At 65.4% G+C, this 26,993-nt stretch carries 18 protein-coding genes; 11 read left to right on the forward strand and 7 right to left on the reverse strand.

The window, feature by feature from the left end; all coding sequences use genetic code 11:
* Positions 1–153 precede the first annotated feature (153 nt).
* The 11 genes from xdhA to ACFOPH_RS23520 all read left to right on the forward strand — a co-directional run bounded on the left by xdhA (position 154) and on the right by ACFOPH_RS23520 (position 17,952).
* The gene (gene xdhA, locus ACFOPH_RS23470; RefSeq protein ID WP_379737521.1) at positions 154–1,620 is read left to right on the forward strand and encodes a xanthine dehydrogenase small subunit; all 1,467 of its coding nucleotides are present in this window, start codon (positions 154–156) and stop codon (positions 1,618–1,620) included.
* 10 nt (positions 1,621–1,630) lie between these two features.
* Positions 1,631–3,970, forward strand: coding sequence for a xanthine dehydrogenase molybdopterin binding subunit (gene xdhB / locus ACFOPH_RS23475; RefSeq protein WP_379737523.1), 2,340 nt, complete (start codon positions 1,631–1,633; stop codon positions 3,968–3,970).
* A complete protein-coding gene (xdhC, locus tag ACFOPH_RS23480; RefSeq protein WP_379737525.1) occupies positions 3,970–5,001 on the forward strand; it encodes a xanthine dehydrogenase accessory protein XdhC in 1,032 nt (343 codons plus the stop codon). Before xdhB ends, xdhC begins: the two co-directional genes overlap by 1 nt.
* Positions 5,001–6,308: a guanine deaminase gene (gene guaD, locus ACFOPH_RS23485; RefSeq protein WP_379737527.1), complete on the forward strand. Its 1,308-nt coding sequence runs from the start codon at positions 5,001–5,003 to the stop codon at positions 6,306–6,308. Before xdhC ends, guaD begins: the two co-directional genes overlap by 1 nt.
* A gap of 312 nt (positions 6,309–6,620) precedes the next feature.
* Complete coding sequence (locus ACFOPH_RS23490) at positions 6,621–8,132, forward strand: adenosine deaminase (RefSeq protein WP_379737529.1); 1,512 nt, start codon at positions 6,621–6,623, stop codon at positions 8,130–8,132.
* A gap of 527 nt (positions 8,133–8,659) precedes the next feature.
* Entirely contained in the window at positions 8,660–12,058 is a 3,399-nt protein-coding gene (locus ACFOPH_RS23495) for a TonB-dependent receptor (RefSeq protein ID WP_379737531.1), read from the forward strand.
* Between the two features lie 174 nt (positions 12,059–12,232).
* A complete protein-coding gene (locus tag ACFOPH_RS23500; RefSeq protein ID WP_312549082.1) occupies positions 12,233–13,927 on the forward strand; it encodes a bifunctional metallophosphatase/5'-nucleotidase in 1,695 nt (564 codons plus the stop codon).
* A gap of 22 nt (positions 13,928–13,949) precedes the next feature.
* Entirely contained in the window at positions 13,950–14,129 is a 180-nt protein-coding gene (locus tag ACFOPH_RS23505) for a hypothetical protein (protein ID WP_312549084.1), read from the forward strand.
* Between the two features lie 43 nt (positions 14,130–14,172).
* Positions 14,173–15,225, forward strand: coding sequence for a S1/P1 nuclease (locus ACFOPH_RS23510; RefSeq protein ID WP_312549085.1), 1,053 nt, complete (start codon positions 14,173–14,175; stop codon positions 15,223–15,225).
* Positions 15,226–15,505: 280 nt separating this feature from the next.
* On the forward strand, positions 15,506–16,351 hold the full coding sequence (locus ACFOPH_RS23515) for a MipA/OmpV family protein (protein WP_312549087.1): 846 nt from the start codon (positions 15,506–15,508) through the stop codon (positions 16,349–16,351).
* A gap of 218 nt (positions 16,352–16,569) precedes the next feature.
* The gene (locus tag ACFOPH_RS23520; RefSeq protein ID WP_379737534.1) at positions 16,570–17,952 is read left to right on the forward strand and encodes a hypothetical protein; all 1,383 of its coding nucleotides are present in this window, start codon (positions 16,570–16,572) and stop codon (positions 17,950–17,952) included.
* An 81-nt stretch (positions 17,953–18,033) separates the two neighbouring features.
* Here ACFOPH_RS23520 and ACFOPH_RS23525 read toward each other — a convergent pair whose 3' ends face one another.
* From ACFOPH_RS23525 to ACFOPH_RS23555, 7 genes are all read right to left on the reverse strand, one after another.
* Positions 18,034–19,233 (reverse strand): hypothetical protein, encoded by a 1,200-nt coding sequence (locus ACFOPH_RS23525; protein ID WP_312549089.1) that lies wholly within the window; start codon positions 19,231–19,233, stop codon positions 18,034–18,036.
* Between the two features lie 382 nt (positions 19,234–19,615).
* Entirely contained in the window at positions 19,616–20,581 is a 966-nt protein-coding gene (locus tag ACFOPH_RS23530) for an ABC transporter permease (RefSeq protein WP_312549090.1), read from the reverse strand.
* A 2-nt stretch (positions 20,582–20,583) separates the two neighbouring features.
* Entirely contained in the window at positions 20,584–21,672 is a 1,089-nt protein-coding gene (locus ACFOPH_RS23535; RefSeq protein ID WP_312549091.1) for an ABC transporter permease, read from the reverse strand.
* Complete coding sequence (locus ACFOPH_RS23540; protein WP_312549092.1) at positions 21,669–23,198, reverse strand: ABC transporter ATP-binding protein; 1,530 nt, start codon at positions 23,196–23,198, stop codon at positions 21,669–21,671. Before ACFOPH_RS23540 ends, ACFOPH_RS23535 begins: the two co-directional genes overlap by 4 nt.
* Before the next feature lie 119 nt (positions 23,199–23,317).
* The gene (locus ACFOPH_RS23545) at positions 23,318–24,313 is read right to left on the reverse strand and encodes a BMP family lipoprotein (protein WP_312549093.1); all 996 of its coding nucleotides are present in this window, start codon (positions 24,311–24,313) and stop codon (positions 23,318–23,320) included.
* 422 nt (positions 24,314–24,735) lie between these two features.
* Positions 24,736–25,605 carry an alpha/beta hydrolase gene (locus ACFOPH_RS23550; protein ID WP_312549094.1) on the reverse strand — a complete coding sequence of 290 codons (870 nt, stop codon included), beginning with the start codon at positions 25,603–25,605 and terminating at the stop codon, positions 24,736–24,738.
* Between the two features lie 154 nt (positions 25,606–25,759).
* A complete protein-coding gene (locus ACFOPH_RS23555) occupies positions 25,760–26,956 on the reverse strand; it encodes an NHL domain-containing protein (protein ID WP_379737538.1) in 1,197 nt (398 codons plus the stop codon).
* Positions 26,957–26,993: the final 37 nt, after the last annotated feature.

Consider the following 26,993-nt stretch of genomic DNA (forward strand, 5'->3'; position numbering starts at 1 on the left):
ACTGCGCGCCGATGCCGGTCACCGGCGCTCCGCCGGCGCGGCGGCGCGGCTGAGTAATATGCTGTATCCCAGATATTCAATATAAGCGCTGCGCTATATACTATGTTTGGCTGACTGCGCTAAGCTCCAGCCTAGGTTATAACAGAGGCAAACATGTCCGAACCGATCCGCTTTTATTTTCAGAACGCCCTTCGTGAAGTGAACGGGGTCGCGACCACGCAAACGATTCTCCAGCACCTGCGCGAGGACCTGCACTGCACCGGCACCAAGGAAGGCTGCGCCGAGGGCGACTGCGGCGCCTGCACCGTGGTCGTGGGTTCGCTCGAGAATGGCGAACTCGCACTGAAAGCGGTCAATTCCTGTATCCAGTTCACGCCCACGCTCGACGGCAAGGCCCTGTTCACGGTCGAGGACCTGCAACTGCCCGACGGCCGCCTGCACCCGGTGCAGCAGGCCCTGGTCGAGTGCCACGGCTCGCAGTGCGGCTTCTGCACGCCGGGCTTCGCGATGTCGTTGTGGGGCATGTACCTGAAGCAGGAGGGACAGACTCCTTCGCGTTGCCAGATCGACGATGCGCTCTCGGGCAACCTGTGTCGCTGCACCGGCTACCGTCCGATCATCGACGCCGCCGTGCGCATGACCGAACTGCCGCACGCCGAATTCGACCGCGCGGCCGTCGCCGACGCCTTGCGCGGCCTGCAGCGCGCGGCCGGCGCGACCTACGAACATGAAGGCCGCAGCTTCCACGCCCCGCGCACGCTCGACGAGCTGGTCGCCCTGCGCGCAAGCCATCCGCAAGCCCTGATCCTGGCCGGCTCGACCGACGTCGGCCTGTGGGTGACCAAGCAGATGCGCGAGCTGAACGACATCATCTACCTCGGCCACGTCGCCGAACTGAAGACGGTGGCGCAGGCAGGCGACATGCTCGAGATCGGCGCCGGCGTCACCCTGCAGGACGCCTATGCCGCGCTGTGCGCGCACTACCCGGACGAATTGAAGGAACTGTGGCAGCGCTTCGCCTCGCTGCCGATCCGTAACGCCGGCACCCTGGGCGGGAATGTCGCCAACGGCTCGCCGATCGGCGACTCGATGCCCTGGCTGATCGCGCTCGGCGCGCGCCTGGTGCTGCGCGGCGGCGGCGGCGAACGCGAACTGGCGCTCGAGGACTTCTATCTCGGCTACCAGCAGAAGGACTTGCGCGCCGACGAGGTCGTGCGCGCGCTGCGCGTGCCGCTGCCGCGCGCCGGGCTGCGCTTCCGTACCTATAAACTGGCCAAGCGCTTCGACCAGGATATCTCGGCGGTCTGCGCGGCATTTGTGCTCACGCTCGACGGCGGCGCGGTGAAAGAAGCGCGCATCGCCTTCGGCGGCATGGCCGCCACCCCGAAACGTGCCGCCGCGGCGGAAAGCGTGTTGACCGGCCGCGCCTGGGACGAAGCCGCGCTGGTCGAGGCAATGGCTGCGCTGGCGCAGGATTACCAGCCGCTGTCGGACATGCGCGCCTCCAGCGCCTACCGCCTCAAGACCGCGCAGAACCTGCTGCGCCGCTTCTGGCTCGAAACCCGTCTCGAGAACCCGTTGCCGCAGGATGCGGTCAATGCATTCGCAGCCCTGGCCTAAGGAGAACAGCATGAACGACGCAGGCGCACCAGCATTGAAGGCGGCGGCGTGGAGCGCGGTCGGGCGCTCGCGGCCGCACGAGTCGGCCACGCTGCACGTGCTCGGCCAGGCCACCTATACCGACGATATCCTCGAGGCGGCGGGCACCCTGCACGCGGCGCTCGGGCTGTCCAGCAAGCCTCACGCGAACATCGTCTCGATCGACCTGGCGCTCGTGCGCGCCGCGCGCGGCGTCATCGCCGTGCTGACGGCCGCCGACATCCCCGGCACCAACGATTGTGGCCCCATCATCCACGACGACCCCATCCTGGCCAAGGACAAGGTGGAATACGTCGGCCAGCCGATCTTCATCGTCGTAGCAAGCAGCCACGACAACGCACGCCGCGCCGCGCGCCTGGCGAAAGTCGAGTACGAGGAGCTGCCCGCCATCCTGACGCCGCAGGAAGCCCACGCCGCCCAGTCCTATGTGGTGCCGCCGATGCGCCTGGCGCGGGGCGACGCCGAAACGGCGTTCGCGAACGCGCCGCGCAAGGTGAAGGGCCAGCTGTACGTCGGCGGCCAGGAACAGTTCTACCTCGAGGGCCAGATCGCCTACGCGATTCCCGGCGAAGACCGCGGCATGCTGGTGCAATGCTCGACCCAGCACCCGAGCGAGATGCAGCACGTGGTCGCGCACGCCCTGGGCCTGCATTCGCACCACGTGACCGTCGAGTGCCGCCGCATGGGCGGCGGCTTCGGCGGCAAGGAGTCGCAATCGGCGCTGTGGGCCAGCGCCGCCGCCATCGCCGCCGCGAAACTGAAGCGCCCGGTGAAGCTGCGCGCCGACCGCGACGACGACATGATGGTCACCGGCAAGCGCCACTGCTTCTACTACGAATACGAAGTCGGCTACGACGACGACGGGCGCATCCTGGCGGCGAAAGTCGACATGGTCTCGCGCGCCGGCTACTCGGCCGATTTGTCGGGCCCCGTCGCCACGCGCGCCGTCTGCCACTACGACAACGCCTATTACCTGTCGGATGTCGACATCCGCGCCGCCTGCGGCAAGACCAATACCCAGTCGAATACCGCCTTCCGCGGCTTCGGCGGGCCGCAGGGCGCGATCGCGATGGAATACGCGATCGACGAGATCGCGCGCACCCTCGGCATCGACGCCCTCGACGTGCGCCGGCTGAACTTCTACGGCAAGGAAGAGCGCAACGTCACGCCTTACGGCCAGGCCGTGGTCGACAACGTCATCCACGAACTGGTGGCCGAACTCGAGACCTCGAGCGAATACCGGGTGCGGCGCGCGCAAGTCGCCGAATTCAACCGCACCAGCCCCGTGCTGAAGAAGGGCCTGGCGCTTACCCCAGTGAAATTCGGCATCGCCTTCAACGTCACCCACCTGAACCAGGCCGGCGCCCTGGTGCACGTCTACGTCGACGGTTCCATCATGGTCAACCATGGCGGCACCGAGATGGGGCAGGGCATCAACACCAAGGTGATGCAGGTCGTGGCGCACGAACTGGGCGTGGACGTGGAGCGCGTGCGCGCCACCGCCACCAATACCAGCAAGGTCGCGAATACCTCGGCCACCGCCGCCTCCACCGGCGCCGACCTGAACGGCAAGGCGGCGCAGGACGCCGCGCGCCAGATCAAGGAAAGGCTCGCTGCCTTTGCGGCCACGACCTATGGCGGCGCGGCTGATGAGGTGCGCTTCGCGGCCGACACCGTGTTCGTGAACGGCATGGAAGTGCCGTTCGAGCACCTGGTGCAGAAGGCCTACCTCGCGCGGGTGCAGCTCTGGTCCGACGGCTTCTACGCCACCCCCGGCCTGTCCTGGGACGCAAAGACCATGAGCGGCCGGCCCTTCTCCTACTTCGCCTATGGCGCGGCGGTGTCGGAAGTGGTGGTCGATACCCTTACCGGCGAATGGAAGCTGCTGCGCGCCGACGCCCTGTACGACGCCGGCAACTCGCTCAACCCGGCGATCGACATCGGCCAGGTCGAGGGCGCCTTCATCCAGGGCATGGGCTGGCTCACCACCGAGGAACTGTGGTGGAACGCCGGCGGCAAGCTGATGACGCACGCGCCTTCGACCTACAAGATCCCGGGCGTGTCGGACTGTCCGCGCGATTTCCGCGTGCGCCTGTTCCAGAACCGGAACGTCGAGGACAGCATCCACCGCTCGAAAGCGGTGGGCGAGCCGCCGCTGCTGCTGCCGTTCTCGGTGTTCTTCGCGATCCGCGACGCGGTCTCGAGCGTGGGCGGGCACAAGGTCAATCCACCGCTGAACGCGCCGGCGACGAGCGAGGCGATCCTGGATGCCATCGCCTGCGTCGAGTCGGCGGTCCAGGCGAACCGGTAATGGAAGACTGGCTCAGCGCCGCGCTGCGGGCACCAAGCGTGCTGGTCACGGTCGCCATCGTCGAAGGCTCGGTGCCGCGCGAACCGGGCGCGAAGATGCTCGTTACCCGCGAGGGCTTCGCCGGGACCATCGGCGGCGGGCATCTCGAGCACCGCGCCATCGAACTGGCGCGCACGATGCTGGAGGAGGGCGGGGGGCAGGAGAGAACCGCGCGGCTGGAACGCTTCGCGCTGGGGCCGAGCCTGGGGCAGTGCTGCGGCGGGATTGCGCACCTGGCGTTCGAGTGCGTCGATCGCGAGCAGGTGGCTTTGCTCGATGTGCGCCGCAACGAGGATACCTGGCGCGTCGTCGCCCTCGACGATCCATCGGCCGGCTGGGCCTTGCTTGACGGTGCCGGCCGCCTACTCGCCGGCGCCGCCGTCCCACCTTGCGACCGTACCCGCGGCACCCACGTCTTCACCGACGCATCCGGCCGCTGGCTGGTCGACGCCGTCCTCGCTCCGCGCGCCCACTTGATGCTGTTCGGCGCCGGCCACGTCGGCGCCGCCATCGTGCGCGCGCTGGCCGAGCTGCCCTGCCGCGTTACCTGGGTCGACGAGCGCGAGGACATGTTCCCGCCCGCCGCCGCATTGCCGGCGAACGTCACGGTCGAGGCCACCGACACGCCCGAGGCGCTGGTGGCGCAGGCCGCACCCGGCACCACGTTTCTCGTGCTGACGCACAGCCATGCACTTGACCTGCGCCTGGCATTCGCGATACTGTCCCGCCCCGGCCCGGGCGCGAACCGGAACGACTGGTTCGGCCTGATCGGGTCCGATACCAAGCGCCGCCAGTTCGAGCACCGCCTGCGCGAACGCGGCATCGATGCCGCCCGCATCGACGCCATGGTGTGCCCGATCGGCCTGCCCGGCATTGCCGGCAAGGCGCCGGCCGTGATCGCGATCGCCGTCGCGGCCCAATTGCTGACCGTCTGGGAATCCGCTTGCGCGGACCAGCCCGGCCTTCTTGACGCTTCTTCGGAATCCAACTGATGTCCACCGCACCAACGACCGTGCAAGCCTACCGTGCGAGCTTGCTGCATTTTCACGCCGACCCGGCCTTCACCGAACAGGCCTATGCCTGGCACCAGGACGGCCTGCTCGTCGTCAAGGGCGGCCGCATCGAGGCCGCCGGCGACTACGCCCAGCTGGCGGGCACGCTGCCGCCCGGCGTCGAGCCGGTCGACTACCGCGGCAAGATCATTACGCCCGGCTTCATCGACACCCACCTGCATTATCCGCAGACGGACATGATCGCCTCCCCAAGCCCGGGCCTGTTGCCCTGGCTGGAAACCTATACCTTCCCGACCGAGCGGCGCTTCGAGGACCCGCAGCACGCGCGCTCGGTGGCCGAGTTCTTCCTGGATGAGCTGACCCGCTGCGGCACCACCACGGCCGTGGTCTACTGCACCGTGCATCCACAGTCGGTCGACGCCTTCTTCGAAGCCAGCGAAGCGCGCAACTTGCGCATGGTGGCCGGCAAGGTGCTGATGGACCGCAACTGCCCGGACTTCCTGCGCGACGCCGAAGGCCAGGTCGGCGACAGCGAGGCCCTGATCAACAAGTGGCACAAGCGCGGCCGCGCGCTGTACGCGATCACCCCGCGTTTCGCGCCCACGTCCAGCGAAGCCCAGCTGCGCCTGACCGGCGAACTGGCCCGGGCTTATCCGGACACCTTCATCCAGACCCACGTCTCGGAAAACAAGGACGAGTGCGACTGGGTGCGCCAGCTCTACCCGGACTCGCGCAGTTACCTGGGCGTGTACGAGGACTTCGGCCTGATGCGCCGGCGCGCCCTGTTCGGCCACTGCATCTGGCTCGACGACGAGGACTTCGCGCGCATGGCGGCAACCGGCTCGGCGGCGGCGATCTGCCCGACCTCCAACCTGTTCCTCGGCAGCGGCCTGTTCGACTTCGAAAAGGCCGACGGCGCGAAGGCACTGCTCTCGCTCGGGACCGACGTCGGGGCGGGGACCTCGTTCTCGATGCTGCAGACCATGAACGAAGCCTATAAAGTGGCGCGCCTGAAGGGCAGCTACCTGCCGGCGCTGCGCATGTTTTATCTCGCCACGCTGGGCGCGGCGCGCGCGATGGACCTGGAGGGCACGATCGGCAGCTTCGCCGTCGGCGCCGAGGCCGACTTCGTGGTGCTCGACCCGCAGGCGACGCCGCTGCTGGCGCGCCGCAGTGCCCACTGCGATTCGCTCGAGGAGCAGTTGTTTGCGCTGGCGCTGCTGGGGGATGACCGGGCGATCCGGGCGACGTATGCGATGGGGGCGAAGGTGCACGAGCGCGGGTGATGCGTTTGTGGGGCTGTTGCCTGATGCGTTGGCGGCCCTTTGCATCCGCGTGGGCTCGGGAGCCCACCCTACGGGAGACGTTCCGGGCTCGGCGCTTCGCTCCTCGTAGGTAAAGAACTGTTTTATCGAGGCGCCCGGCGCCGAACCCCCTGCGCCGACCGTAGGGTGGGCTCTCGAGCCCACGCGGATTCAACACACCACTAGCGCCACAGGCAACAGCCCCACCGTCTGAAGCCCATCCATTGCCAAGCCAGATTGAAGCGGTTAGAGTTTCGCGGTCCGTTTTCAATCCACCCATACGAAAGAACATCGATGCAGAAGAAACTGAGCTGCCTGCTCGTGGCGCTGGCCTTTGCCGCGCCCGTCGCCGCCAAGGAGCCGGGCACGGCGACCCGCCACGCCAACGAGGCGGCCACCGCCCGTCATTACGCCGCGCTGGTCGCGGGCGCCGAGCCGAAGCTGGCCGAGCTGACCATGTTCTTCACCCAGATGCCCAAGGGCGGCGACCTGCACCACCATTATTCGGGGTCGATCTACGCCGAGCAGTACGTCGACTTCCTCGACAAGCAGGGCGTGTGCGTCAACAAGCAGACCTACCGCATCGAGACCAACAAGGAAGTCGTCGCCGCCGAGCGCGCCAAGCCGGCCAAGGAGCGCAACTGCCTGTCGAGCGCCGAGGTCTATGCCGACGACCACACCTGGCGCGAGCTGGTGCAGCGCTGGTCGAACAAGGACTTCGACAACCACGGCGCAATCCAGCCGCCGCCTGACCGCCTGTTCTTCCAGACCTTCGGCTACTTCGGCCCGGTCTCGAACGCCAACTTCGCCGAAGGCCTGCAGGAGCTCAAAAAACGCGCGATCGCCGAGAACGTCAGCTACATCGAGACCATGTTCAAGATGGCGCCGGCCGTCAGCAACCCCGAGTTCGACGCGCGCGCCTGGCAGCTGGTGAACGACGATGCGGGCCTGAAGGTCGCGCTGAACAACTGGATGGAAACGCTGGCGCGCGACCCGGCCTTCAACAAGACCCTGGGCGATTTCGTCGCCAAGATCGACGAAGCCGCCGCCGGCATCGACGACGAGCGCTTCACCATGCGCTACCAGACCTATGTCCTGCGCCTCTTGAACCCGTCGCAGGTGTTTTCCTCGATGGTGGGCGCGTTCAAGGCGGCGGCCGCCGGCGGCAAGATCGTCGGCGTGAACATCGTCGGCCAGGAAAGCACCGCCGTCTCGATGCGCGACTACACGCTGCACATGAAGATGTTCGGCTTCCTGAAATCGATCTACCCGGACGTCAAGGTGGCGATGCACGCGGGCGAACTGGCACTGGGCGACGTGCCGCCGGAAGGCCTGAAGTTCCACATCGACCAGGCGCTGGTGGTGGCGAATGCCGACCGCATCGGCCATGGCATCGACCTGGCCCACGAGACCAACGCCGTCGGCATCATGCGCAAGATGCGCCAGGACGACGTGCCGGTCGAGATCAACCTGACCTCGAACGCCTTCATCAACGGCCTGAAGGGCGAGCACCACCCGATCACGCTGTACCGCAAGTATGGCGTGCCCTACGTGATCTCGACCGACGACGCCGGCGTCACCCGCCATACGCTCAGCAACGAATACGTGCTGTTCGCCAGCCGCTATAAGCCGGACTACGCGGAGATGAAGAAGACCTCGTACAACAGCATCCGCTACGCCTTCCTGCCGCCGGCGGAGAAGACGCGCCTGACGCGCCAGCTCGACGAACGCTTCGCGAAGTTCGAGGCCGAGGTGGCCGGACTGGCGAAGGATGTCGCGAAGAAACAACGAGCGAAAACGAAATAAGCTCAGTCGATCACGGCAGCCGAAGGCTGCCGTTTTTATCAGTGCACCGCCCGGTGCACTGTTTCGGGGTAAACAAAAGTTAGTGCAAAGCTAATGTTTGTGGCCTGGTTGCCACAGATTCCCAACGCCGCCCCTGCGATTCCTGAAAAAGTTTATCTAAATATTTCAGTAAAGAATGCCTTCCGTATAATCGCGCCTTGTGATTTTGCTCGGGGAAACCCCCGCGCGGCACGCCGAATGCACGTTTTTTTGGCGATTTAGTGCTTCCGCCTATAAATGGCGAACAAAAAACGTATTTGTCTGTTGGAAGTCACTCATGCATATTTGCTTGCGTTGCTAAATATGCTTGAAGTTTTTTCAAGGGCGATTGGTAACAGGGATGAAACATTTCATCTCTACAATCGCCCGGTCCCACGGAAGGCCGGCTGTGCCGCTGCGGTTCGCAGCAACCAGGGTTGCAGTACTTGTAAAGAGGGACGTCTTCGGGCGTCCAAATAACTATTAAGTCTATTTTGGGGTTTTTAACAATGATCACTCACAAACAGATCCGGCTGACCAAGCTGGCGCTGGCTTTGTCGATTGCGTTGTCGGCTGCGCCGACCTTCGCACAGAACACCACCTCCGCCATTGGCGGCCGCGTCGCTGGCGCGGACGGCAAGCCGGTGGCTGGTGCACAAGTGTCGATCCTTCATACCGAGTCGAACTCTGTCAGCAACGTCGCGACCGACGCTGAAGGCCGATACATCGCGCGCGGTCTGCGTGTGGGTGGTCCGTACACCATTATCATCACCAAGGACGGCGTCTCGGAAAAACGCGACAACGTCTTCATCCAGCTGGCCGAAACCGCGTCGATCGACGCGACCCTGGGCACCGGCATGCAGACCGTGACCGTTTCCGGTACGGCCAACCGCTCGGAGCGCTTCAACCGCACCACCATGGGCGCGGTCACCAGCATCGGCGCCACCGAACTGGCAACCCAGGCATCGATCCAGCGCAACCTGCAGGATTATGCCCGTGCCGATCCGCGCGTCTCGCAGAACGACAAGGAACGCGGCGAAATGTCCGTCGCCGGCCAGAACTCGCGCTACAACTCGATCACCGTCGATGGCGTCGCCATCAACGACACCTTCGGCCTGGAGTCGAACGGCAGCCCCACCGCGCGCCAGGCAATCTCGATCGAAGCGATCCAGTCGGTGCAGGTCAACGTCGCCAACTACGACGTGACCCAGAAAGGCTACACCGGCGCCAACATCAACGCCGTCACCAAGTCGGGCACCAACACCTGGAAGGGCGGCGCCTACTACGTGTGGCGTAACGACCGTTTCGTCGGCGAACGCTACAACAACGTCACCGATACCTACAGCGACGCGCCGAAGTTCAAGGAAACCACCAAGGGCCTGTGGGCCAGTGGCGCCCTGATCGAAGACAAGCTCTTCATCTACGCCCTGACCGAGAAATCGGAAAGCAGCCGCGCCAGCCCGGACTTCGGCATCATCGGCAGCAGCGCCGGCACCACCGTGCCGATCACCGCGTCGGCCGTCGAGCAGGCGCAGCAGATCGCCAAGGACAAATGGGGCATGGACATCGGCGGCCTGAACGTGCCGGCCGGCTCGAAGATGACCTCGGAAGAGAAGCTGCTGAAAGTCGACTGGAACATCAGCGATAACCACCGCGCCAACTTCCGCTACGGCAAGACGACCCAGTCGGAACCGGTCTTCCCGTCGTACGCCCGGGACAGCGTGAGCCTGGACTCGATGTTCTACAGCAACGAGAAGAGCATCGAAACCGGCGTCGCCCAGGTCTTCTCGGACTGGACCCCGACCCTGTCGACCGAATTCCGCGTCTCGTCGCGCGACTACGATTCGGTGCCGAAGAACAGCACCCGCCTGCCGTCGATCCGCCTGCAGTTCAGCGGCGCGCTGCCTGCCGGCACCCCGGCCGGTACCCAGAACGGTTCGCGTGACCTGAACTTCGGTACCGAATACGCACGCCAGCTGAACGTCCTCGGCACCAAGACCATGGACTACTACGGCGCGGCCAACTGGGTCGTGGGCGACCACGAGATCAAGGGTGGCTTCGACTACAGCACCAACGAGATCTACAACGCCTACCTGCAGAACGTCTTCGGTAGCTACACCTTCGCCTGCGACGACACCCTGAACGCCGGCATCTGCAAGAACGGCAGCGCAGCGGCGATCGAAGCGGCGGTGCTGAACAACTTCCGTAACGGTAACCCGACTTCGTACTCCGTGCAGATTCCTGCACCGGGCAAGTCGCTGAGCGACGGCATCTCGTCGTTCACGATGAAGAACACCGGCCTGTTCCTGCAAGACACCTGGACCGCGACCAAGAACCTGACCCTGACCTACGGCGTTCGCGTGGACGAAACCGGCGTCGGCAGCAAGCCGCTGGCCAACACCGCCGTGGCAGCACCTGTCATCGCCGGTAACTACGCCACCGGCCGCGGCCAGACCGGCGGCTTCGGCTACGACAACACCGTCACCCCTGACGGCAAGAAGCTGTGGCAGCCGCGCGTGGGCTTCAACTACAAGTTCGACAGCGCACGTTCGATGCAGATCCGCGGTGGCGCCGGCCTGTTCCAGGGCGCCGCGGCATCGGTGTGGATGTCGAACCCGTTCTCGAACCCGGGCGTCGCCACCAACACGGTCACCTGCGCTTCGAATGCGACCCGTTGCCCAGCCACCGGCTTCTTCAACCCGGATCCGGACAACCAGCCGACCAACATTCCAGGCAGCACGCCGCTGGCCAACGTCGACATCCTCGACCCGGGCCTGCGCCAGCCGTCGATCTGGAAAGCCAACCTGGCGTTCGACACCGAACTGCCATGGTACGGCATGGTCTTTGGTGCTGAGCTCTTGTACACCAACAACAAGGACAGCATCTATTACGAGCACCTGAACCTGGGCGCCTCGACCGGCACCGCGGGTACCGACGGCCGCCAGCTGTACTGGAACCCGGCAGCCATGACGACCACCTGCTACGCTGCGAATGCGGCCGGTACGTCGCTGAACACCACCAGCGGCTGCACCCAAGCCAAATACCTGCGTAACCGTTCCTACGGTAACGTGTTGGTGGCGAAGAATACCGGCGAAGGCGACGGCAAGCTGATCACCATGTCGCTGTCGCGTCCGCTGACCAAGGGCTTCGGCTGGTCGGTGGCCTACACCCACACGAAAGCGACGGAAGTCTCGCCGCTGTCGTCGTCGGTCGCCAATTCGAACTTCAATGCACGTTCGGTGTTCAACCCGAACGAAGAAGTCGCATCGAACGCGAACACCATGGCAAAGCACCGCCTGAACGCCCTGGCCAACTTCCAGAAGAAGTTCTTCGGTTCGTACAACACCCGTCTCGGCGTGTTCTACGAAGCACGTTCGGGCAAGCCATACAGCTGGACCTACAAGAACGACCTGAACGGCGACGGTGTCTCGGGCAACGACCTGATGTACATCCCGAAAGCCTTCGGTTCGGGTGAAGTGGTCTTCCTGGGCGATACCGAAACCAACCACAGCAACGAGCAGCGTTTCTGGGACATCGTCAACGGCAACAAGGCCCTGCGTGACGCAGCCGGCGGTGTCGTAGGCCGTAACAAGAGCTTCTCGGACTGGACCAACGTGGTCGACATGCGCATCAGCCAGGAAATCCCGGGCATCTTCAAGCGCAACAAGGCCGTGTTCACCCTGGACTTCTTCAACGTCGGCAACCTGCTGAACAAGAAGTGGGGCCACACCCAGGAGCCATCGTTCGCGCCGGGCGGCGGCACCACCCGCGGCTTCGTGGACTATGCTGGTATGCAAGACGGCAAGTACGTCTACTTCGTCCGCAACAAGGCAGACGACCTGACCGTCAAGCAGTCGAAGAACGAATCGCAGTGGGCGATCCAGGCAACCGTCAAGTACGAATTCTAAGTTCCTGAATTTGTCCTGATGCTTGAAACGGCCGGTGGCAACACCGGCCGTTTTTTCGTTTACATGAATGGGTAAGCAGTAGGCAAGGGCGCTTGTAAGGATGGCCTCATGCTGGCCTACGTGCAATAATTCGGCTCGCCCGCGAGGGCCCGTCTTCATCAACAAAGGTATGCCATGATCGTTTCCCCGCGCGCCCGCGCCGTTCTTTCCACCCTGGCGCTGGCCCTGGCCGCGGCTGGCTGCGCTACCGCGCCGCCGGCGCCGGTCACGCTCAACCTGGTCGCGATCAACGACTTCCACGGCAACCTCGAGCCGAGCAAGTACACCTATACCGACGCCGCCACCGGCAAGAGCGAAACCCTGCGCGCCGGCGGCATCGAAGCCTTGAGCGGCGCGCTGGCCGCCTGGCGCCGGGAAGACAAGGACCTGCTGTTCATCGGCGCCGGCGACCTGATCGGCGCCAGCCCGGCGCTGTCCTCGATGTGGGCCGACGAGCCGAGCATCGAGGCGATGAACCTGATGGGCCTGCAGATGAGCTCGGTGGGCAACCACGAATTCGACCAGGGCCGCAAGGAACTGCTGCGCCAGCAGAACGGCGGCTGCGATTCGCCGCGTCCCAAGAAAGCCTGCAAGCTGGCGCCGGACTTCAAGGGCGCGCGCTTCACCTATCTCGCCGCCAACGTCCTCGACAAGGCCACCGGCAAACCCTTCATGCCGGCCTACCGCATCGAGACCGTGAAGGGCATCAAGGTCGGCGTGGTCGGCGTGGTGCTGCAGGATACCGCTTCGGTCGCGGTCAGCTCGGCCATCGCCGGGCTCGACTTCATCGGCGAGGCCGAGGCCATCAACCGCACCCTGCCGCAGATGCGCGCCGACGGCGCCCAGGTGATCGTCGCCCTGGTGCACGAGGGCGGCCGCACCGACGAGTCTCCCCAGCAGCCGGCCTGCAAAGGGCTGACCGGCGCCGTGGTCGACATCGTGAAGCAGCTCGATCCGGCGATCCGCCTGGTCATTACCGGCCACTCGCACCAGGGCTACCTGTGCCAGGTCGATGGCCGCGTCGTCACCCAGGCCGATGCCGCCGGCCACCTGCTGTCGCGCATCGCCCTGACGGTCGATCCGGCCAGCGGCGCACTGGCCAACATCGACGTGAAAAACGTCGTCATGGACCCGGCCAAGTTCCCGGCCGACCCGAAAGTGGCGGCTTACCTCGCCGGCGTCAAGGAGCGCAGCCGCGCGGCGCTGGCACGGCCGCTGGGCAAGCTCGGCGTCGCCACTGTCGCAAGGAAAAGCAGCGAGTCCGGCGAATCGCCGCTCGGCAACCTGATCGCCGATGCGATCGTGGCTGCGACCCGCGACCAGGGCGTGCAGATCGGCTTCATGAACACCGGCGGCATCCGCAAGGACCTGGACACGGGGGAGGGCATGGTGGCCACCTTCGGCCATGCCCAGGCCGTGCTCCCCTTCGGTAACACGCTGGTCGTGATGGACCTGACCGGCGCCCAGCTGCGCCGCCTGCTGGAACAGCAGTGGGACCGCCCGGCCGCATCCGGCTCGACCATCCTGCAAATCTCGCAAGCGCTGTCCTACCAGTGGGACGAAAAGCGCCCGGTCGGCAGCCGCCTGGTGCCAGGCAGCCTGAAGTTCAACGGCGTGCCGGTCGACGACGGCAAGACCTACCGCGTGGTCGCGAACAACTTCCTGGCCGAAGGCGGCGACAATATTCCGGAATTCGCCAAGGGCACCAACCGTGTCGATACCCAGCTGGTCGACCTGGACGCGCTGAGCGACTTCATTGCGAAGCATCCGGGCGCCGGCGCGCCGCAGGCCGGCATGGTCTCCTCGACCCGCATCGAGAAGGTGCGCTAAGCCGCCATTACAGGAGCCGCACATGGACAAGAATTCGATCGTCATCCTCGCCGCCTGCGCATTGGCCGTGATCGGCATCACCGTGGTCAAGCGCCTGATGCTGAAGTCGTCCCGGCCTGCCGGGCAGCGCTTCCTGCTGCTGGGAGCGCTGGCAGCCGGCATCATGGCCGTCATGTCGCTGCTGCTGTCGCAGCTCCAGTAAGGCAGCCGGCACCGAAACAAGAAGCAACAACCAAGGAACCATCATGAAAAAACTAGCTTGTGTACTCGCGCTGACGAGCGCCTTCGTTTCGGTCGACGCGGCCGCCTGGGGCGGCGACGGCCACCGCGCGGTGGGCGCCATCGCCGATCGCCTGCTGAAAGGCAGCAACGCCGAGAAGCAGATCGCCGCGCTGCTGCAACCGGGCGAATCGCTGCAGTCGATCGCCAGCTGGCCGGACTGCGTGAAGGGAACCTGGTGTGGCCCGCAGACGCCGGAAATGGTCGACTACACCACCGCCAACCCGAAGCACGACGAGTACCACTACACCAACGTGCCGTTCCAGCTCGAGCACTACCATGAGCACGGCGTCGGCACCAGCGAGCACGACATCGTGCAGACCCTGAAGCAGGCCATCGCCGTCCTGCAGGGCAACACCGACCCGGCCATGAACCCGCACAAGTTCACCAAGCGCCAGGCCCTGATCCTCCTGACCCACATGGTCGGCGACATCCACCAGCCGCTGCACGTCGGCGCGGCTTTCGTCAGCAAGGACGGCAAGTTCGTGGTGCCGAAGACCAAGGTCGAGGTCGACGAGACCGCGATCTTCGCTTCGCGCGGCGGCAACAACCTGCTGCTCGACGAGGAAAAGCTGGCCCAGCTGAGCGCCAACCTGATCCCGCCGGGCGATCCGAAGCCGATCAAGGAAGGCGTGCCGAAGGCGTTGACGAAACCCTTCCACTCCTACTGGGACAGCACCACGGTCGACTACGCCTTCCGCCGCATCCGCACCAAGACCCCGGACCAGTTCGCCGAGACCGTGATCGCCTCGAACCCGAACATCAAGCCGAACACCGGCGAACCGGTAACCTGGCCCTACCAGTGGGCCGACGACAGCCTGGTCGGCGCCAAGGTCGCGCACGAGGGCGTCACGCCGGGCAAGCTGGTGCCGCAGGTGAGCAAGAAGGGCGAGACCTACTACACCTTCACGCTGGAAGTGCCGCAGAACTACCCGGTGCCGAGCTCGCAGCTGGCCAAGGAACAGCTGATCAAGGGCGGCTACAAGCTGGCCGAGGTGCTGAAGGCGATCTACGGCTAAGCGCAGGCCGATGAACGGGAAGAGGCCGCAGCCGTGCTGCGGCCTTTTTTCATGAAACGTAGGGTGGACGGCTACACCCGGCAGGCGGCAGCCACGCGGCCGATGCGCCGCCCACGCGTTCAACGCACGGATGCGCCACCGCGGCATTGCACGGCGCCGGTTGAACGCGTGGGCGGCGCCTTTTCCTCGGCCCTCCACACGCTTGGGTGCAGCCGCCCACCCTACGGGTGCCGCTGCTAAAATTGCAAGATCGCGCGCCGCGCTTTCTCCCACTTTTCCCATGAAAAAAATCTTGCCCGTCATTGCCGGCCTCGCCTGCCTGCTGAGCGCTCCGGCGCGCGCCGAGTCGCCGGTCGAGCCGGTCGAACCGCGCGGCCGTCCCTTGTGGGAACTGGGCATCGGCGCCGGCCTCGTCAGCACGCCGGCCTATCCCGGCGCCGAGGACCGCGAGACGCGGCTGCTCGCGATTCCCACGATTTTCTACCGCGGCAAGATCCTGCGCGCCGACCAGTCCGGCATCGGCGCGCGCCTGTTCCGCAGCGATGCGGCCGAATTCGACGTCGGCCTGGCCGCCTCGCTGCCGGCCCGTTCCGACGACGTGGCAGCGCGCGCCGGCATGCCCGACCTCGGCGCCCTGGGCGAGTTCGGCCCGCGCCTGAAGCTGCGCCTGGCCCGGCTCGACGCCTGGCGCGTGTTGCGCGCCGAGTTGCCGCTGCGCGCCGTGTTCGAGGTGCGCAGCGGCGTGCGCCACCAGGGCTATACCTTCGAGCCGCGCCTGGTCTACGAACAGCGCACGCCGGACGGCAAATGGCTGTTCGACGCCCAGCTGGCGGCGGTCGTCGGCGACGGCAAGATCAACCGCTATTTCTACGAGGTGGCGCCGCGATACGCGACCAGCGAGCGCCCGGCCTATGCCGCCCGTTCCGGGCTGATCCTGGTGCGCGCCGGCCTGTTCGCGGCGCGCCAGGTGAATCCCGACCTGCGCGTCTTCGGCTTCGTGCGCGCCGAAAACTATGGCGTCGGCGCGAACGACGACAGCCCGCTGCTGCGGCGTAACAACGGCGTGTCCGCCGGCGTCGGGGTGTCGTGGATGCTGTGGCGCTCGAAGACCCTGGCGCGCGACTGAGAGCGCCTGCCAAACCCTCCAGGGCTGCGTTGCATCGTCTCGCCGTACGCTCGTACTGTCTTCGCCGATGCGCCTTGCCCTGAAGGCTTTGTCAGGCGCTCTGGCAGCGCCGCGCCCCAGCGGCATGAGCACTTAAACAGAAACAATTGTCCCGTCACAAGTCGTAGCCGCGCGTGCGCGGAAGAATGAGCTGTTCGCACTCCCACAAAGGAAACGAGATGCTCATTCGACATGCATGCCTGTGCCTTGCCGGCACCTTGCTCACGCTGTCCGCGCTGGCCGGCGCGGTCAATCCTTATGCCGACCACAACGGCAAGCTGCCGGCTCCGGGCGAATACAACGGTCCGCTGTTCCGGCTCAGCTACAACTACCCGTCCGGACTGTCGGCGCCCCATATGGGCTGGCGCACGGCGATCGGCAGCGGGCCGATCACGACCGCGAATGCCGCCGCCTACGTCCAGGCGCTGAAGGACGTCGTCGCGCGCGACATGCACACGCTGCTGGTCGACTACGAGGAATGGAACGCGGCGCGCCGCGGCTGGTACAACGACCCCTGGCTGGGCGCACAGCGCGAGGCGATCCACGGCATGCTGGTCGGGATCGAGAAGGTCGACAACAGCCTGTTCCCGAAAAGCGGCCTGACGAAACCGTTTACGACCTACGTCATCACCTATTACAACCGCACGGCGGCCCAGACCATCGGCAGGATCTGGGGCCGCGACCCGAAGGCGCCGGTGCTGGCGGGCGGCGCTACCCAGTACGCCGAGGGCGCGATCACCGTCAAGCTGGCCTTCACCACGGCCGATGGCGCGACCTGGCCCGCGATGGAGGGCGCGCTGGCCTGGCCGATGATGATGACGGCGAACGCCACCACCGGCCACTTCGACCGCCCGACACTGGAGAAGGGCTACCTGATGCAGGTCGATATCGTGGTCAAGGACAGCCAGTCGGCGCCGCAGACCGGCTGGGTATTCGCGACCCTGGTCTACGACCGCGACACGCGCCGCGGCAGCCAGGGCATCTGGGACCAGATGGTGCCGCTCGGCGCGCAATGGGGTAACGATCCGCAGGTGAACAGCGCGGCCACGCCCGGCGCGCCCTTGCAGGAGACCTGGGTCAATCCGAACGCGCCCCTGTACGCGCTTGAAACCCTGGGATGGGGTGGGCGCCTGTCGGGGCCGAACGACCACGCCCTGAACGACATCTCGGTGGCGGGCGAGGGCGGGCGGGTTTTGACGCGCAATGCCGCCAATTCGTCCTGCCTGAGCTGCCACGGCGCCTCGCAGTGGAACGCGGCTAACCCGAAGCAGGGGATGGCCTCGTTCATGATGCCGCTGGTGCCGCCCGCGCCGGGGGCGGCACCGAATGCCGGCGCGCCCTACATGAATTCGCCGGCGCCGGGGTCGAGCGAATGGCTGCGCTGGTTCCAGAACCGCCCTGGCGACGTGCCGATGGATGCCGGCAGCATCGCCGGCGACTACGACCTGGCGCTCACTTTCCGCGTGCTGCCGGCCTGGCACGAGGCGATGACGGGCAAGGCGCATGCGCTGCGCAAGCTCGATGCGGCGGGGAATGCGGCGAAGGGAACGGCCGGGCCTTAGGCAGGCACGAAAAAAGCCCCGGGCGATGCCGGGGCGCTTGTTTCGTGGCCTGCCGAAGGCGCACTGTATTTCTACACTTGATTACTGCACTTCGTATGCGCCGATGTCGATCGCGCCGCCCAGGGTCGAACGCGATGCGTAGGACGCGGTGTGCTTGTAGCTTGCGGTGGCTTTCAGCGACAGGCCGCCGTCCGAGCTGCCCGGGTTCGAGCCGGCATTGACGATCTGGGTGCCGGAGGCCGGACGCAGGTCGTAGGCTGCCTTGTTGACGAAGTCGCCCGAGACCGAACGGTAGTTGGTCTGCTGCACCGCCGAAGCCTGGCCGGTGACCGTGCCGCCGCCGCTGAAGATGTTGTTGATCAGCTTGGCCGGGGTCGCCGCATTGCGGATCGTGACGAAGGTGCCGCGCGAGCTTTCGTCGTTCACGAAGGTATTGTTGATCACGTACAGGTCGGTCTTGCGGTCGCCCACGCCTTCTTCGCCGTAGGACACCATGGCCGGGTTGTTGTTCGAGGCCGGCTGCATGATCACGTTGCCGATGATGTAGGTGGTGCCGCCGTTCGGCACGTTGATCTCGTAGCTCGGCTTGCCGGCCGCGGTGCTGCCGGTCTCGCCCGAGCGCAGGCTCGAGAAGCGGTTGTAGGCGATCATGTTGTACAGGGCGCGCGACTTCAGGTTGTGGCCGACGTTGGCGTCGTGCGAGAAGTTGTAGCGGAAGTAGAGCTTGGCGACCTTGCCGATGTAGAGGTTGTGGCTGTAGCCGTCGCCGTAGCCGTTGCGGCCGAACTCGGTGTATTCGATGGTCACGGTGCTGGCGGTATTGGCGCCACTGAGGATGCCGTTCTCGTTATCGTGCAGGAAGCTATTGCGCAGCGTGAAGTCGGTGCCTTCGAGGCGCAGGGCGGCGCCGTTCTTGTCGGCCACCTTGGCGCCGAACATCTCGACGTTGTCGATGGTGATGTCGTTACCGCGCACGACCCAGATTCCCTTGCCGCCGTAGCTTTTGCCGGCAGCGTTGATCTGCGGGCGGCCGTTGACGCCGCGGATGGTCAGCTTGCTGGCGCTGATGGCGCAGACGTCGCCGCTATAGGTGGCGGCCTGGATTTCGATGAGGTCGCCGGTCTTGGCAGCGGCGAACGCCTTGCACGGCGTTGCATAGGTCTTGCCTGCACCGACGCTGAGGGTGGCGGCCGCGGCGGGGGCTACAAAGGCAGCGCCCAGGACCATTGCGGAAGCGGCGAAAGCGATACGGCGGGTGGCGCTGAAACGGGTCGGTTGCATGGTATTCCTCGTGAAGGGCGCTGCGAGCAGGGCGTCGGTGAGATTCAGAAAACGCAGAATACGGCGAGGAATTAATTCCGTGTGGATACATTTTGTGTCGAGAAGACCATACTGCAGAGCTCCAGAAGACACATTCTCATAGGAAAAATCGTGCTTTGAAGCATGAAAATTCGCGACGAAAAAATTTTCAGCAACGTCGCGCCAACGCCACATCCTGCGTTGACTTTTTGCGACAGTAAGTCATATATGATGTAGGGTCGGCAAGACTTTTTTTCCACACAGAAAATTTTGGAAAATAAAAAAAGCCGGAAAACCGCCTTGGCAGCGGCTTTCCGGCCTGTTTGGCAACGCCGCAGCGTTTACCGGCGGGGTGTAGCCCCGCTTAGCGCGACTTCACGAACGGCTTGCCGATCGCCTTCGGCGCCACCGACTTGGCCATCAGGCCGGCCAGCACGACCACGGTGACGACGTACGGGATCATCTGGATCAGCGAACCCGGGATGCGGCCCACCACCGGCAGGTCGACGCCTTCGATCTGGATCTGCACCGCCGAGAAGAAGCCGAACATCAGGCAACCGAGCACGGTCTGCAGCGGACGCCAGTTGCCGAACACCAGCGCGGTCAGCGCCAGGTAGCCGGCGCCGGCCGACATGTCGCGCAGGAAGAAGCCGCTCTGGACGATCGACAGGTAGGCGCCCGAGAACGAGCACAGCACGCCGGCAACCAGCATCGCCAGGTAGCGGGTGCGCTCGACCGAGACGCCGGCGGCGTCGGCCGCGTGCGGGTTCTCGCCGCAGGCGCGCAGGCGCAAACCGAAGCGGCTGTGGTAGACCACCCAGTGCACCACCGGCAGCAGCAGGAAGGCGAGGTAGACCAGCGGCGAGTGGCCGCCGATCAGGCTGTTCCAGATCCAGCCCAGCACCGGGATGCCGGCCACCGCTTCGGCGCCCGGCAGGGTCACGCTGGACAGGCGCGCCGCGCCGAGGTCCGGCGTGCGGCCGCCCTGCTGGAAGATGTACTGGGCGACCACGAAGGTCAGGCCGCTCATGGCGATGTTGATCGCGATGCCGGCCACCAGCTGGTTGCCCTTCTGGGTGATCGACACGAACGCCTGCACCATCGCCAGCGCCACCGAGACGGCGATGCCGGCGGCGATGCCCAGCCACGGGTTCTGGGTCGTGTAGCCGACCGCGGCGGACACGAAGGCCGAGGCGAGGATCTTGCCCTCGAGGCCGATGTCGACGACGCCGCTGCGTTCGGCGAACAGGCCGGCCAGCGCGGCGAACATCAGCACCGGCGCGTTGCGGATCGTCGAGACGACGATATTGGCGATATCAAAGCCTTCCATGATTAACCCTTGTTGCGTGTTGCGTTGATCAGTTTCAGGAGCGCCGGACCGTACAGGTTTTCCATCGCGCCGCAGAACAGGATGATCAGGCCCTGGATGAAGACGAAGGTCTCGACCGGGATGTTCGGTTTTTCCAGCGACAGGTCGAAACCGCCCTGGATCAGCGCGCCGAACAGCACCGAGGACAGGAAGATGCCGACCGGGTGCTGGCGCCCCATCAGGGCGATGGCGATGCCGACGAAACCGGCGCCGGCCGGGAAGTTCAGGCTCAGGTAATGGGTCGAGCCCATGATCGAATTGACCGAGGCCAGGCCCGCCAGGGCGCCCGAGATCAGCATCGCGACGATGATCATGCGGCTGATGCGCACGCCGGCATAATGGGCCGCGTGCTGGTTCAGGCCGGTGGCGCGCAGCTGGTAGCCCCAGGTCGAGCGCGAGACCATGACGCCGTAGATCACCAGGGCGACGATCGCGATCGGGAAGCCGATGTTCAGCGGGGTATCGCCGAAGAAGGGGAACCAGGTGTTCAGGGTCGGCAGCATGGCCGAGTCGGCGAACACGCGGCTGGCGGGATTCTGCTCGCCCTCGGGAATCATGTACTTCACGATGATGAAGTTCATCAGGCTGGCGGCGATGAAGTTGAACATGATGGTCGTGACCACCACGTGGCTGCCGCGCTTGGCCTGCAGGTAGCCGGGCAGGAAGGCCCACAGCGCGCCGAACACGGCGGCCCCGATCATCGCGAGCGGGATCAGGAGCCAGGGCGAGAGGGTGGCGTCGAACGCCAGCACGGCCAGGGTCAGGCCCAGGCCGCCGAGGTACATCTGGCCTTCGGCGCCGATGTTGAACAGGCCGGCCTTCATCGCGATCGATACCGCCAGGCCGGTGAAAATGAAGGTGCTGGCGTAGAACAGCGTGTAGGCCAGGCCTTCCGGATTGACGATGGCCGAGTCGATCAGGATCTTCATCGATTCGACCGGGCTTTCGCCCAGCAGGTGGATCACCAGCGCCGCGACCAGCAGGGCCGACAGCAGGTTCAGGACCGGCAGGACGACGCCCGTGGCCCAACGTGGAAGTTCGCTTGTTTTCATGATTTGTGCATCCCGCCCATCAGCAGGCCGATGCGGGTGGTATCGAATTCGTCAATGTTCAGTTCGCCGGTGATGCGTCCGCCCGAGACCACCACGATGCGGTCGGCCAGGGCGCGCACTTCCTCGAGTTCGGTCGAGACCAGCAGGATCGCCACGCCTTCGTCGCGCAGGCGCAGCAGCTGGGTGTGGATCGATTCGATGGTGCCGATGTCGACGCCGCGGGTCGGCTGGCCGACCAGCATCAGTTTCGGTTGCGCCGAGACTTCGCGCGCGATCACGACCTTCTGCTGGTTGCCGCCCGAGAGCAGGCCGATGCGCAGGTCCGGATTGTTCGGGCGCACGTCGAAGGCTTGCAGCAGGTGGGCGCAGCGCTTGGCGATGGCGTCGAAGTCGAACAGGCCCCAGCGGTTCCGGACCCGGTCTTCATAGCCGAAGACGGTGTTCTGCACCACCGAGAAATCCTTGATCACGCCGTCGCGCAGGCGGTCTTCCGGCACATGGCCGATGCCGAGCTTGCGGAAGGTGGCGGGCAGGCCGTCGGCGTTGGCGCGGCCACCGTAGGGCAGGGCCTTGCCGTCGAGTTCGACCGTGCCGGAGGTCGGCAGGCGCATGCCGGCCAGGATTTCCATCAGTTCGCTCTGGCCATTGCCCGACACGCCGGCGATGGCGACGATCTCGCCCGCACGGACCGTGAGGTCGATGTCGGCCAGCAGTTGCACCTTGTTGGCGTCCTGCAGCTGCAGGTTCGATACCTTCAGCACCGGCGCGCCCGGATTGAAGGGCTTGCGCGGCAAATTGCCCTCGATCGGACGGCCGACCATCATGTTGGCCAGCTGCTCCTTCGAGGTGTCGCGGGTGGCCACGGCGCCCGACACGCGGCCGGCGCGCATCACCGTCACCTGGTCGGTGATGTCCATGATCTCCTGCAGCTTGTGGGTGATCAGGATGATGGTCTTGCCCTGTTCCTTGAACAGCCGCAGGATGTCGAACAGGGAAGCGATTTCCTGGGCGGTCAGCACTGCGGTGGGTTCATCCAGGATCAGGATGTTGGCGCTGCGGTAGATCTGTTTCAGGATCTCGACGCGCTGCTGGGCGCCGACCGAGAGGTCGTGGATGGTCGCCAGCGGATCGACCTCGAGGCGGTAGGTGGCGCAGATCTCGCGCAGCCTGGCCTCGACCTGGGCACGGTTCTTGTTCAGCTTGAAGCCGCCTTCGTTACCCAGCATCACGTTGTCGAGCACGGTCATGTTCTCGACCAGCATGAAGTGCTGGTGGACCATGCCGATCCCGAGGTCGATGGCTTCCTGGCTGGTGCGGATGTTGCGCTCCTGGCCGTCGATCAGGAGCTGGCCACTGTCGGCGTGGTAGTAGCCGTACAGGATGCTCATCAAGGTGGATTTGCCGGCGCCGTTCTCCCCGATGACGCCATGGATCGAGCCCTTGGCGATCGTGAAGCTGACGTCAGCGTTCGCTTGCACCGGCCCGAAGGCCTTGCTTATGTTGCGAAATTCTACGGCTGGCTGCATAGCGATCAGTAGTAAAAATGTGAATGCTTGAGAAGGGCAATGTATCGATTACATGAATACATTTAAAAGCGCGCCGGGCCGGAAAACCGGCGCGGCGCGCTCTTGAAGAAAATAAAAAATCAGACCGGGCAGCTGCTGCCGGCGCGGTAGTCGATGACCTTGATCTTGCCGTTGATGATGTCGGCCTTCACGCCATTGACGCGCTTTTCGATTTCCGGGGTGACGACCTTGCGGTTGTCCTTGTCCAGCACCCAGTCGACGCCGCCTTCCTTCAGGCCCTTGTAGGTGACGCCGCCCTTCCAGGTGCCGTTCTTGACCTGCATGAACGAGTCGTAGATCGCGACGTCGACGCGCTTGACCATCGAGGTCAGCATGTTGCCCGGGTGGAGGTAGTTCTGGTTCGAGTCGACGCCGATGGCCAGCTTGCCTTTTTCCTTGGCCATCTGCAGCGCGCCCATGCCCGAGCCGCCGGCGACGGCGAACACGACGTCGGCGCCGCGGTCGAATTGCTGGCGCGCCAGCTCGCCGCCCTTGGCCGGGTCGTTCCAGGCCGCGGCGGTGGTGCCCACCATGTTCGACATGATCTCGATCTTCGGCTGCTGGGCCTTGGCGCCCTGGTTGTAGCCGCAGGAGAAGGCGCGGATCAGCGGGATGTCCATGCCGCCGACGAAGCCGATCTTCTTCGACTTCGAGGCCATGGCGGCGGCGACGCCGACCAGGTAGGAGCCTTCCTGCTCCTTGAACATGATCGAGTTGACGTTCGCACCCGGCGCGATCGAGTCGATCAGGACGAATTTGACTTTCGGGAATTCCTTGGCGACCTTGGCCACGGCCTGGGTCTGGGAGAAGCCGACCGCGGCGATCATGTCGAGCTTCTTGCGCGCGAGGCCGCGCATCACCTGCTCGGCCTGGGTATCGCTGTTGGCCTGGACTTCGATGTAGGGAATATTCGTCTCTTTCTTGAAGCGCTCGGCGCCTTCGAAAGCGGATTGGTTGAACGACTTGTCGAACTTGCCGCCGGCATCGTAGACGATGCCCAGTTTCGGATTGGCTGCGCTTGCCGTGCCGGCGATGCACAGTGCTGCAATCGTCACGCTGAGTTGCTTGAATTTCATGAAAATGGCTCCTGGAATATCGATATTGTACCCGGCGCAACGGCTGCGTTGGGAGGGGCGGCCCACAGGCTCGGCATCGGTGTTATCAATAAACACGCGCATTGCCTGTGCAGGGCACAGTGCAATGTGCGTTTCGCACCCGCTTCGATGCCGTGCGGATTGTGTCAGCCCGCGAGCTTTCATGGGGTGTCGATTTGTAACGCGACCTTTCCTGCCGTCTTTTGCATGCGCGGATGTCGCGGTATCGCAACAGTCAGGGAGGGACAGGCCGGCCATGCGCTGCGTGGCGCCGGGTAGCGGAGACCGTCGCAGCTCAACCTGTCAAATATGCATCAGCCCATGGATGCATGACAAATACGATTTTACTTGGCAATTTATTCGAGGGAAATATAAATGCCGACAACATTCGGCATTTTTTTCCATCAAGCCACAGTTTCGATGATCTGCGGGGCCGCCAAGGGCTGGCTGAAGCGCTCGCCCAGGAAACCGGCGATGCGCGCCTGGGTCGCTTCGAGGTAGGGGATGTTCAGGTGGTCGGAGCCCGGCACGACGTCGTCGGCGATCAGGTTGGCCAGCTTCTCGCACAGCTGGTCGGTATGCGAGTGGGGCACGATGTCGTCGCTCTCGGCGCGCAGGACATAGGTCGGCACCTTCAGCGACGGCGCATGCTTGATCGACTCGAAGCGGTGGCGCAGCATGTACTCGATCGGCATCGCGCGGAACTTGCGCTTGGCAATCGCCAGGATCGAATCGTAGGGCGTGATCAGGACCACCGAGTGCGCGGCGCGTTCCTTGGCCACCTGCACCGCGACGCCCGAGCCCAGGCTGCGGCCGACCACGGCGATGCGCCGTGCATCGACCTGACCCAGCGCGGCGAGCCAGTCGAACAGGGTGCAGCCGTCGTCGATCATGTGGATTTCGGCCGGGTCGCCGTGCGAATTGCCGTAGCCGCGGTAGTTCATCGCCAGCACGGTCATGTTCGGGAACAGGTTGCCGGCGTCGCGCACGACCCAGGACACTTCTTCGGAACGGCCGCCGAAGTACAGCACGGCCGGACGGGGACCGGGCACGCGCGGCGTCATCAGCCAGCCGCACAGGCGGGTACCGTCGCGCGCGCGCAGGACGATCGGGCGGGTGCGGTGGCCGGCGCTACGCGGGCTGGTCACTTCGGGAACGATGGTCGGGTTGAACACCAGCCGGCGCTGGTTCGCCGCCACCGCGGCGGTCAGCCCCAGCCACAACACGCTGGCGAAACCCGCCATCCCTGCCGCCATTTTTTTCGAAGTGTTCATGGAGGCAGTTTATCTCGGCCGTGCGCAGACTTCTGTGCGCCATGTCGCAATGCATTGCAGCATATGGCCGAGTTGGCGGCGCAGTATGTTCTGCGCAACAGCGGTGGCCGGATGAGGAGGGAGGTACTCGCCCTGCCCGCGCAGCACCAGGTGGCTAACGCGGCACCAGGCGCAGGACCATGTTTTGCGAAGTCGCCGCCAGGCTGCCTGCGGCCAGCACCGTGATACCGCGTGGCATGTTCAGGCTGCCAGGCAAGGGCCCCAGCACGACGTTCTGCGTGCCGGCCACGCCGACGACGGTGTGGACTTCGCCCGAGCTGCCGACGCGGCGGATGGTGCCGTTGCCGGTATCGGCCACGAACAGGTTGCCGGCGCCGTCGATCGCCAGCGCCGCCTGGCGGCAGAAGCGGGCGTTCGTGCCGCGGCCGTCGGCGCTGCCGCATTGCCCGGCCGCGCCGGCGATGGTGCGCACGTCGCCGGCGGGCGAGATGGCGCGGATGGTCGAGTTGGCGGTGTCGGCCACGTACAGGGTGCCGTCGTGGTCGACCCGGATGTCCTGCGGTTCGCAGAAGCGCGCCTGGGCGCCGCGGCCGTCCGCGCTGCCGCAGGCGCCGGCCACGCCGGCGATGGTGGTGACGTTGTTGGCGCGGTCGATGCGGCGGATCGTGTGGTTCATGGTGTCGGCGACATACAGGTTGCCGTTGCGGTCGAGCGTGATGCCCTGCGGCTTGCAGAAGCGCGCGTTGCCGGCGTTGCCGTCGACGCTGCCGCATTCGCCGGCGCGGCCGGCGAGGGTGGTGACGGCGCCGCCGGCGCTCACTTCCCGGATCGTCGAGTTGCCGGTGTCGGTCACGTACAGGTTGTTGTCGATGTCGACTTCGAGCCGGGTCGGCTCGTTGAAGCGGGCGGCGCTCCCGGCGCCATCTGCGCTGCCGGGCGTTCCGGCGCTGCCGGCCAGGGTCACGGCCACGCCCTGCTGCGACACCTTGCGGATGGTGGCGCCGCCCCGTTCCGCCACGTACAAATTACCGTCGGGCCCGAGCACGATGCCTTCGGGCGCGTCGAAACGGGCGGCGGAGCCGGCGCCGTCGAGCGAGCCGGCGCAGGTCGGACACAGGCCGCCGGCGATCAGGAAGATGCCGGGATCGGCAGGCGGCGCGCCATTGCCCGGGGGATGCGGCTTGTCGGGGTGGTCGTGGTAGTAGTCGTCGTCGTAGTCGACGTAGCCGAAGCCGAATGCGACGCCGCCGCTGCAGCCGGCCAGCGCGACGGACAGCACGACGGACACCACGAGCGCGCCGAGGCGCAGCGCCGGATGGCGCAGCAGGCGCGAAAGAAAAGTAAGGGCCATGGCAGCTCCCGAGTCGTTCTTGACCGGATCGAGGTTA

Origin of the sequence: Massilia haematophila, from assembly GCF_042647645.1 — a bacterium.
GTDB classification, from domain to species: domain Bacteria; phylum Pseudomonadota; class Gammaproteobacteria; order Burkholderiales; family Burkholderiaceae_D; genus Telluria; species Telluria haematophila.

Bases quoted from the DNA above. Each gene is read 5' to 3' on its own strand.
- xdhA (WP_379737521.1), top strand. From the start codon at position 154: ATGTCCGAACCGATCCGCTTTTATTTTCAGAACGCCCTTCGTGAAGTG.
- xdhB (WP_379737523.1), top strand. From the start codon at position 1,631: ATGAACGACGCAGGCGCACCAGCATTGAAGGCGGCGGCGTGGAGCGCG.
- xdhC (WP_379737525.1), top strand. From the start codon at position 3,970: ATGGAAGACTGGCTCAGCGCCGCGCTGCGGGCACCAAGCGTGCTGGTC.
- guaD (WP_379737527.1), top strand. From the start codon at position 5,001: ATGTCCACCGCACCAACGACCGTGCAAGCCTACCGTGCGAGCTTGCTG.
- ACFOPH_RS23490 (WP_379737529.1), top strand. From the start codon at position 6,621: ATGCAGAAGAAACTGAGCTGCCTGCTCGTGGCGCTGGCCTTTGCCGCG.
- ACFOPH_RS23495 (WP_379737531.1), top strand. From the start codon at position 8,660: ATGATCACTCACAAACAGATCCGGCTGACCAAGCTGGCGCTGGCTTTG.
- ACFOPH_RS23500 (WP_312549082.1), top strand. From the start codon at position 12,233: ATGATCGTTTCCCCGCGCGCCCGCGCCGTTCTTTCCACCCTGGCGCTG.
- ACFOPH_RS23505 (WP_312549084.1), top strand. From the start codon at position 13,950: ATGGACAAGAATTCGATCGTCATCCTCGCCGCCTGCGCATTGGCCGTG.
- ACFOPH_RS23510 (WP_312549085.1), top strand. From the start codon at position 14,173: ATGAAAAAACTAGCTTGTGTACTCGCGCTGACGAGCGCCTTCGTTTCG.
- ACFOPH_RS23515 (WP_312549087.1), top strand. From the start codon at position 15,506: ATGAAAAAAATCTTGCCCGTCATTGCCGGCCTCGCCTGCCTGCTGAGC.
- ACFOPH_RS23520 (WP_379737534.1), top strand. From the start codon at position 16,570: ATGCTCATTCGACATGCATGCCTGTGCCTTGCCGGCACCTTGCTCACG.
- ACFOPH_RS23525 (WP_312549089.1), bottom strand. From the start codon at position 19,233: ATGCAACCGACCCGTTTCAGCGCCACCCGCCGTATCGCTTTCGCCGCT.
- ACFOPH_RS23530 (WP_312549090.1), bottom strand. From the start codon at position 20,581: ATGGAAGGCTTTGATATCGCCAATATCGTCGTCTCGACGATCCGCAAC.
- ACFOPH_RS23535 (WP_312549091.1), bottom strand. From the start codon at position 21,672: ATGAAAACAAGCGAACTTCCACGTTGGGCCACGGGCGTCGTCCTGCCG.
- ACFOPH_RS23540 (WP_312549092.1), bottom strand. From the start codon at position 23,198: ATGCAGCCAGCCGTAGAATTTCGCAACATAAGCAAGGCCTTCGGGCCG.
- ACFOPH_RS23545 (WP_312549093.1), bottom strand. From the start codon at position 24,313: ATGAAATTCAAGCAACTCAGCGTGACGATTGCAGCACTGTGCATCGCC.
- ACFOPH_RS23550 (WP_312549094.1), bottom strand. From the start codon at position 25,605: ATGAACACTTCGAAAAAAATGGCGGCAGGGATGGCGGGTTTCGCCAGC.
- ACFOPH_RS23555 (WP_379737538.1), bottom strand. From the start codon at position 26,956: ATGGCCCTTACTTTTCTTTCGCGCCTGCTGCGCCATCCGGCGCTGCGC.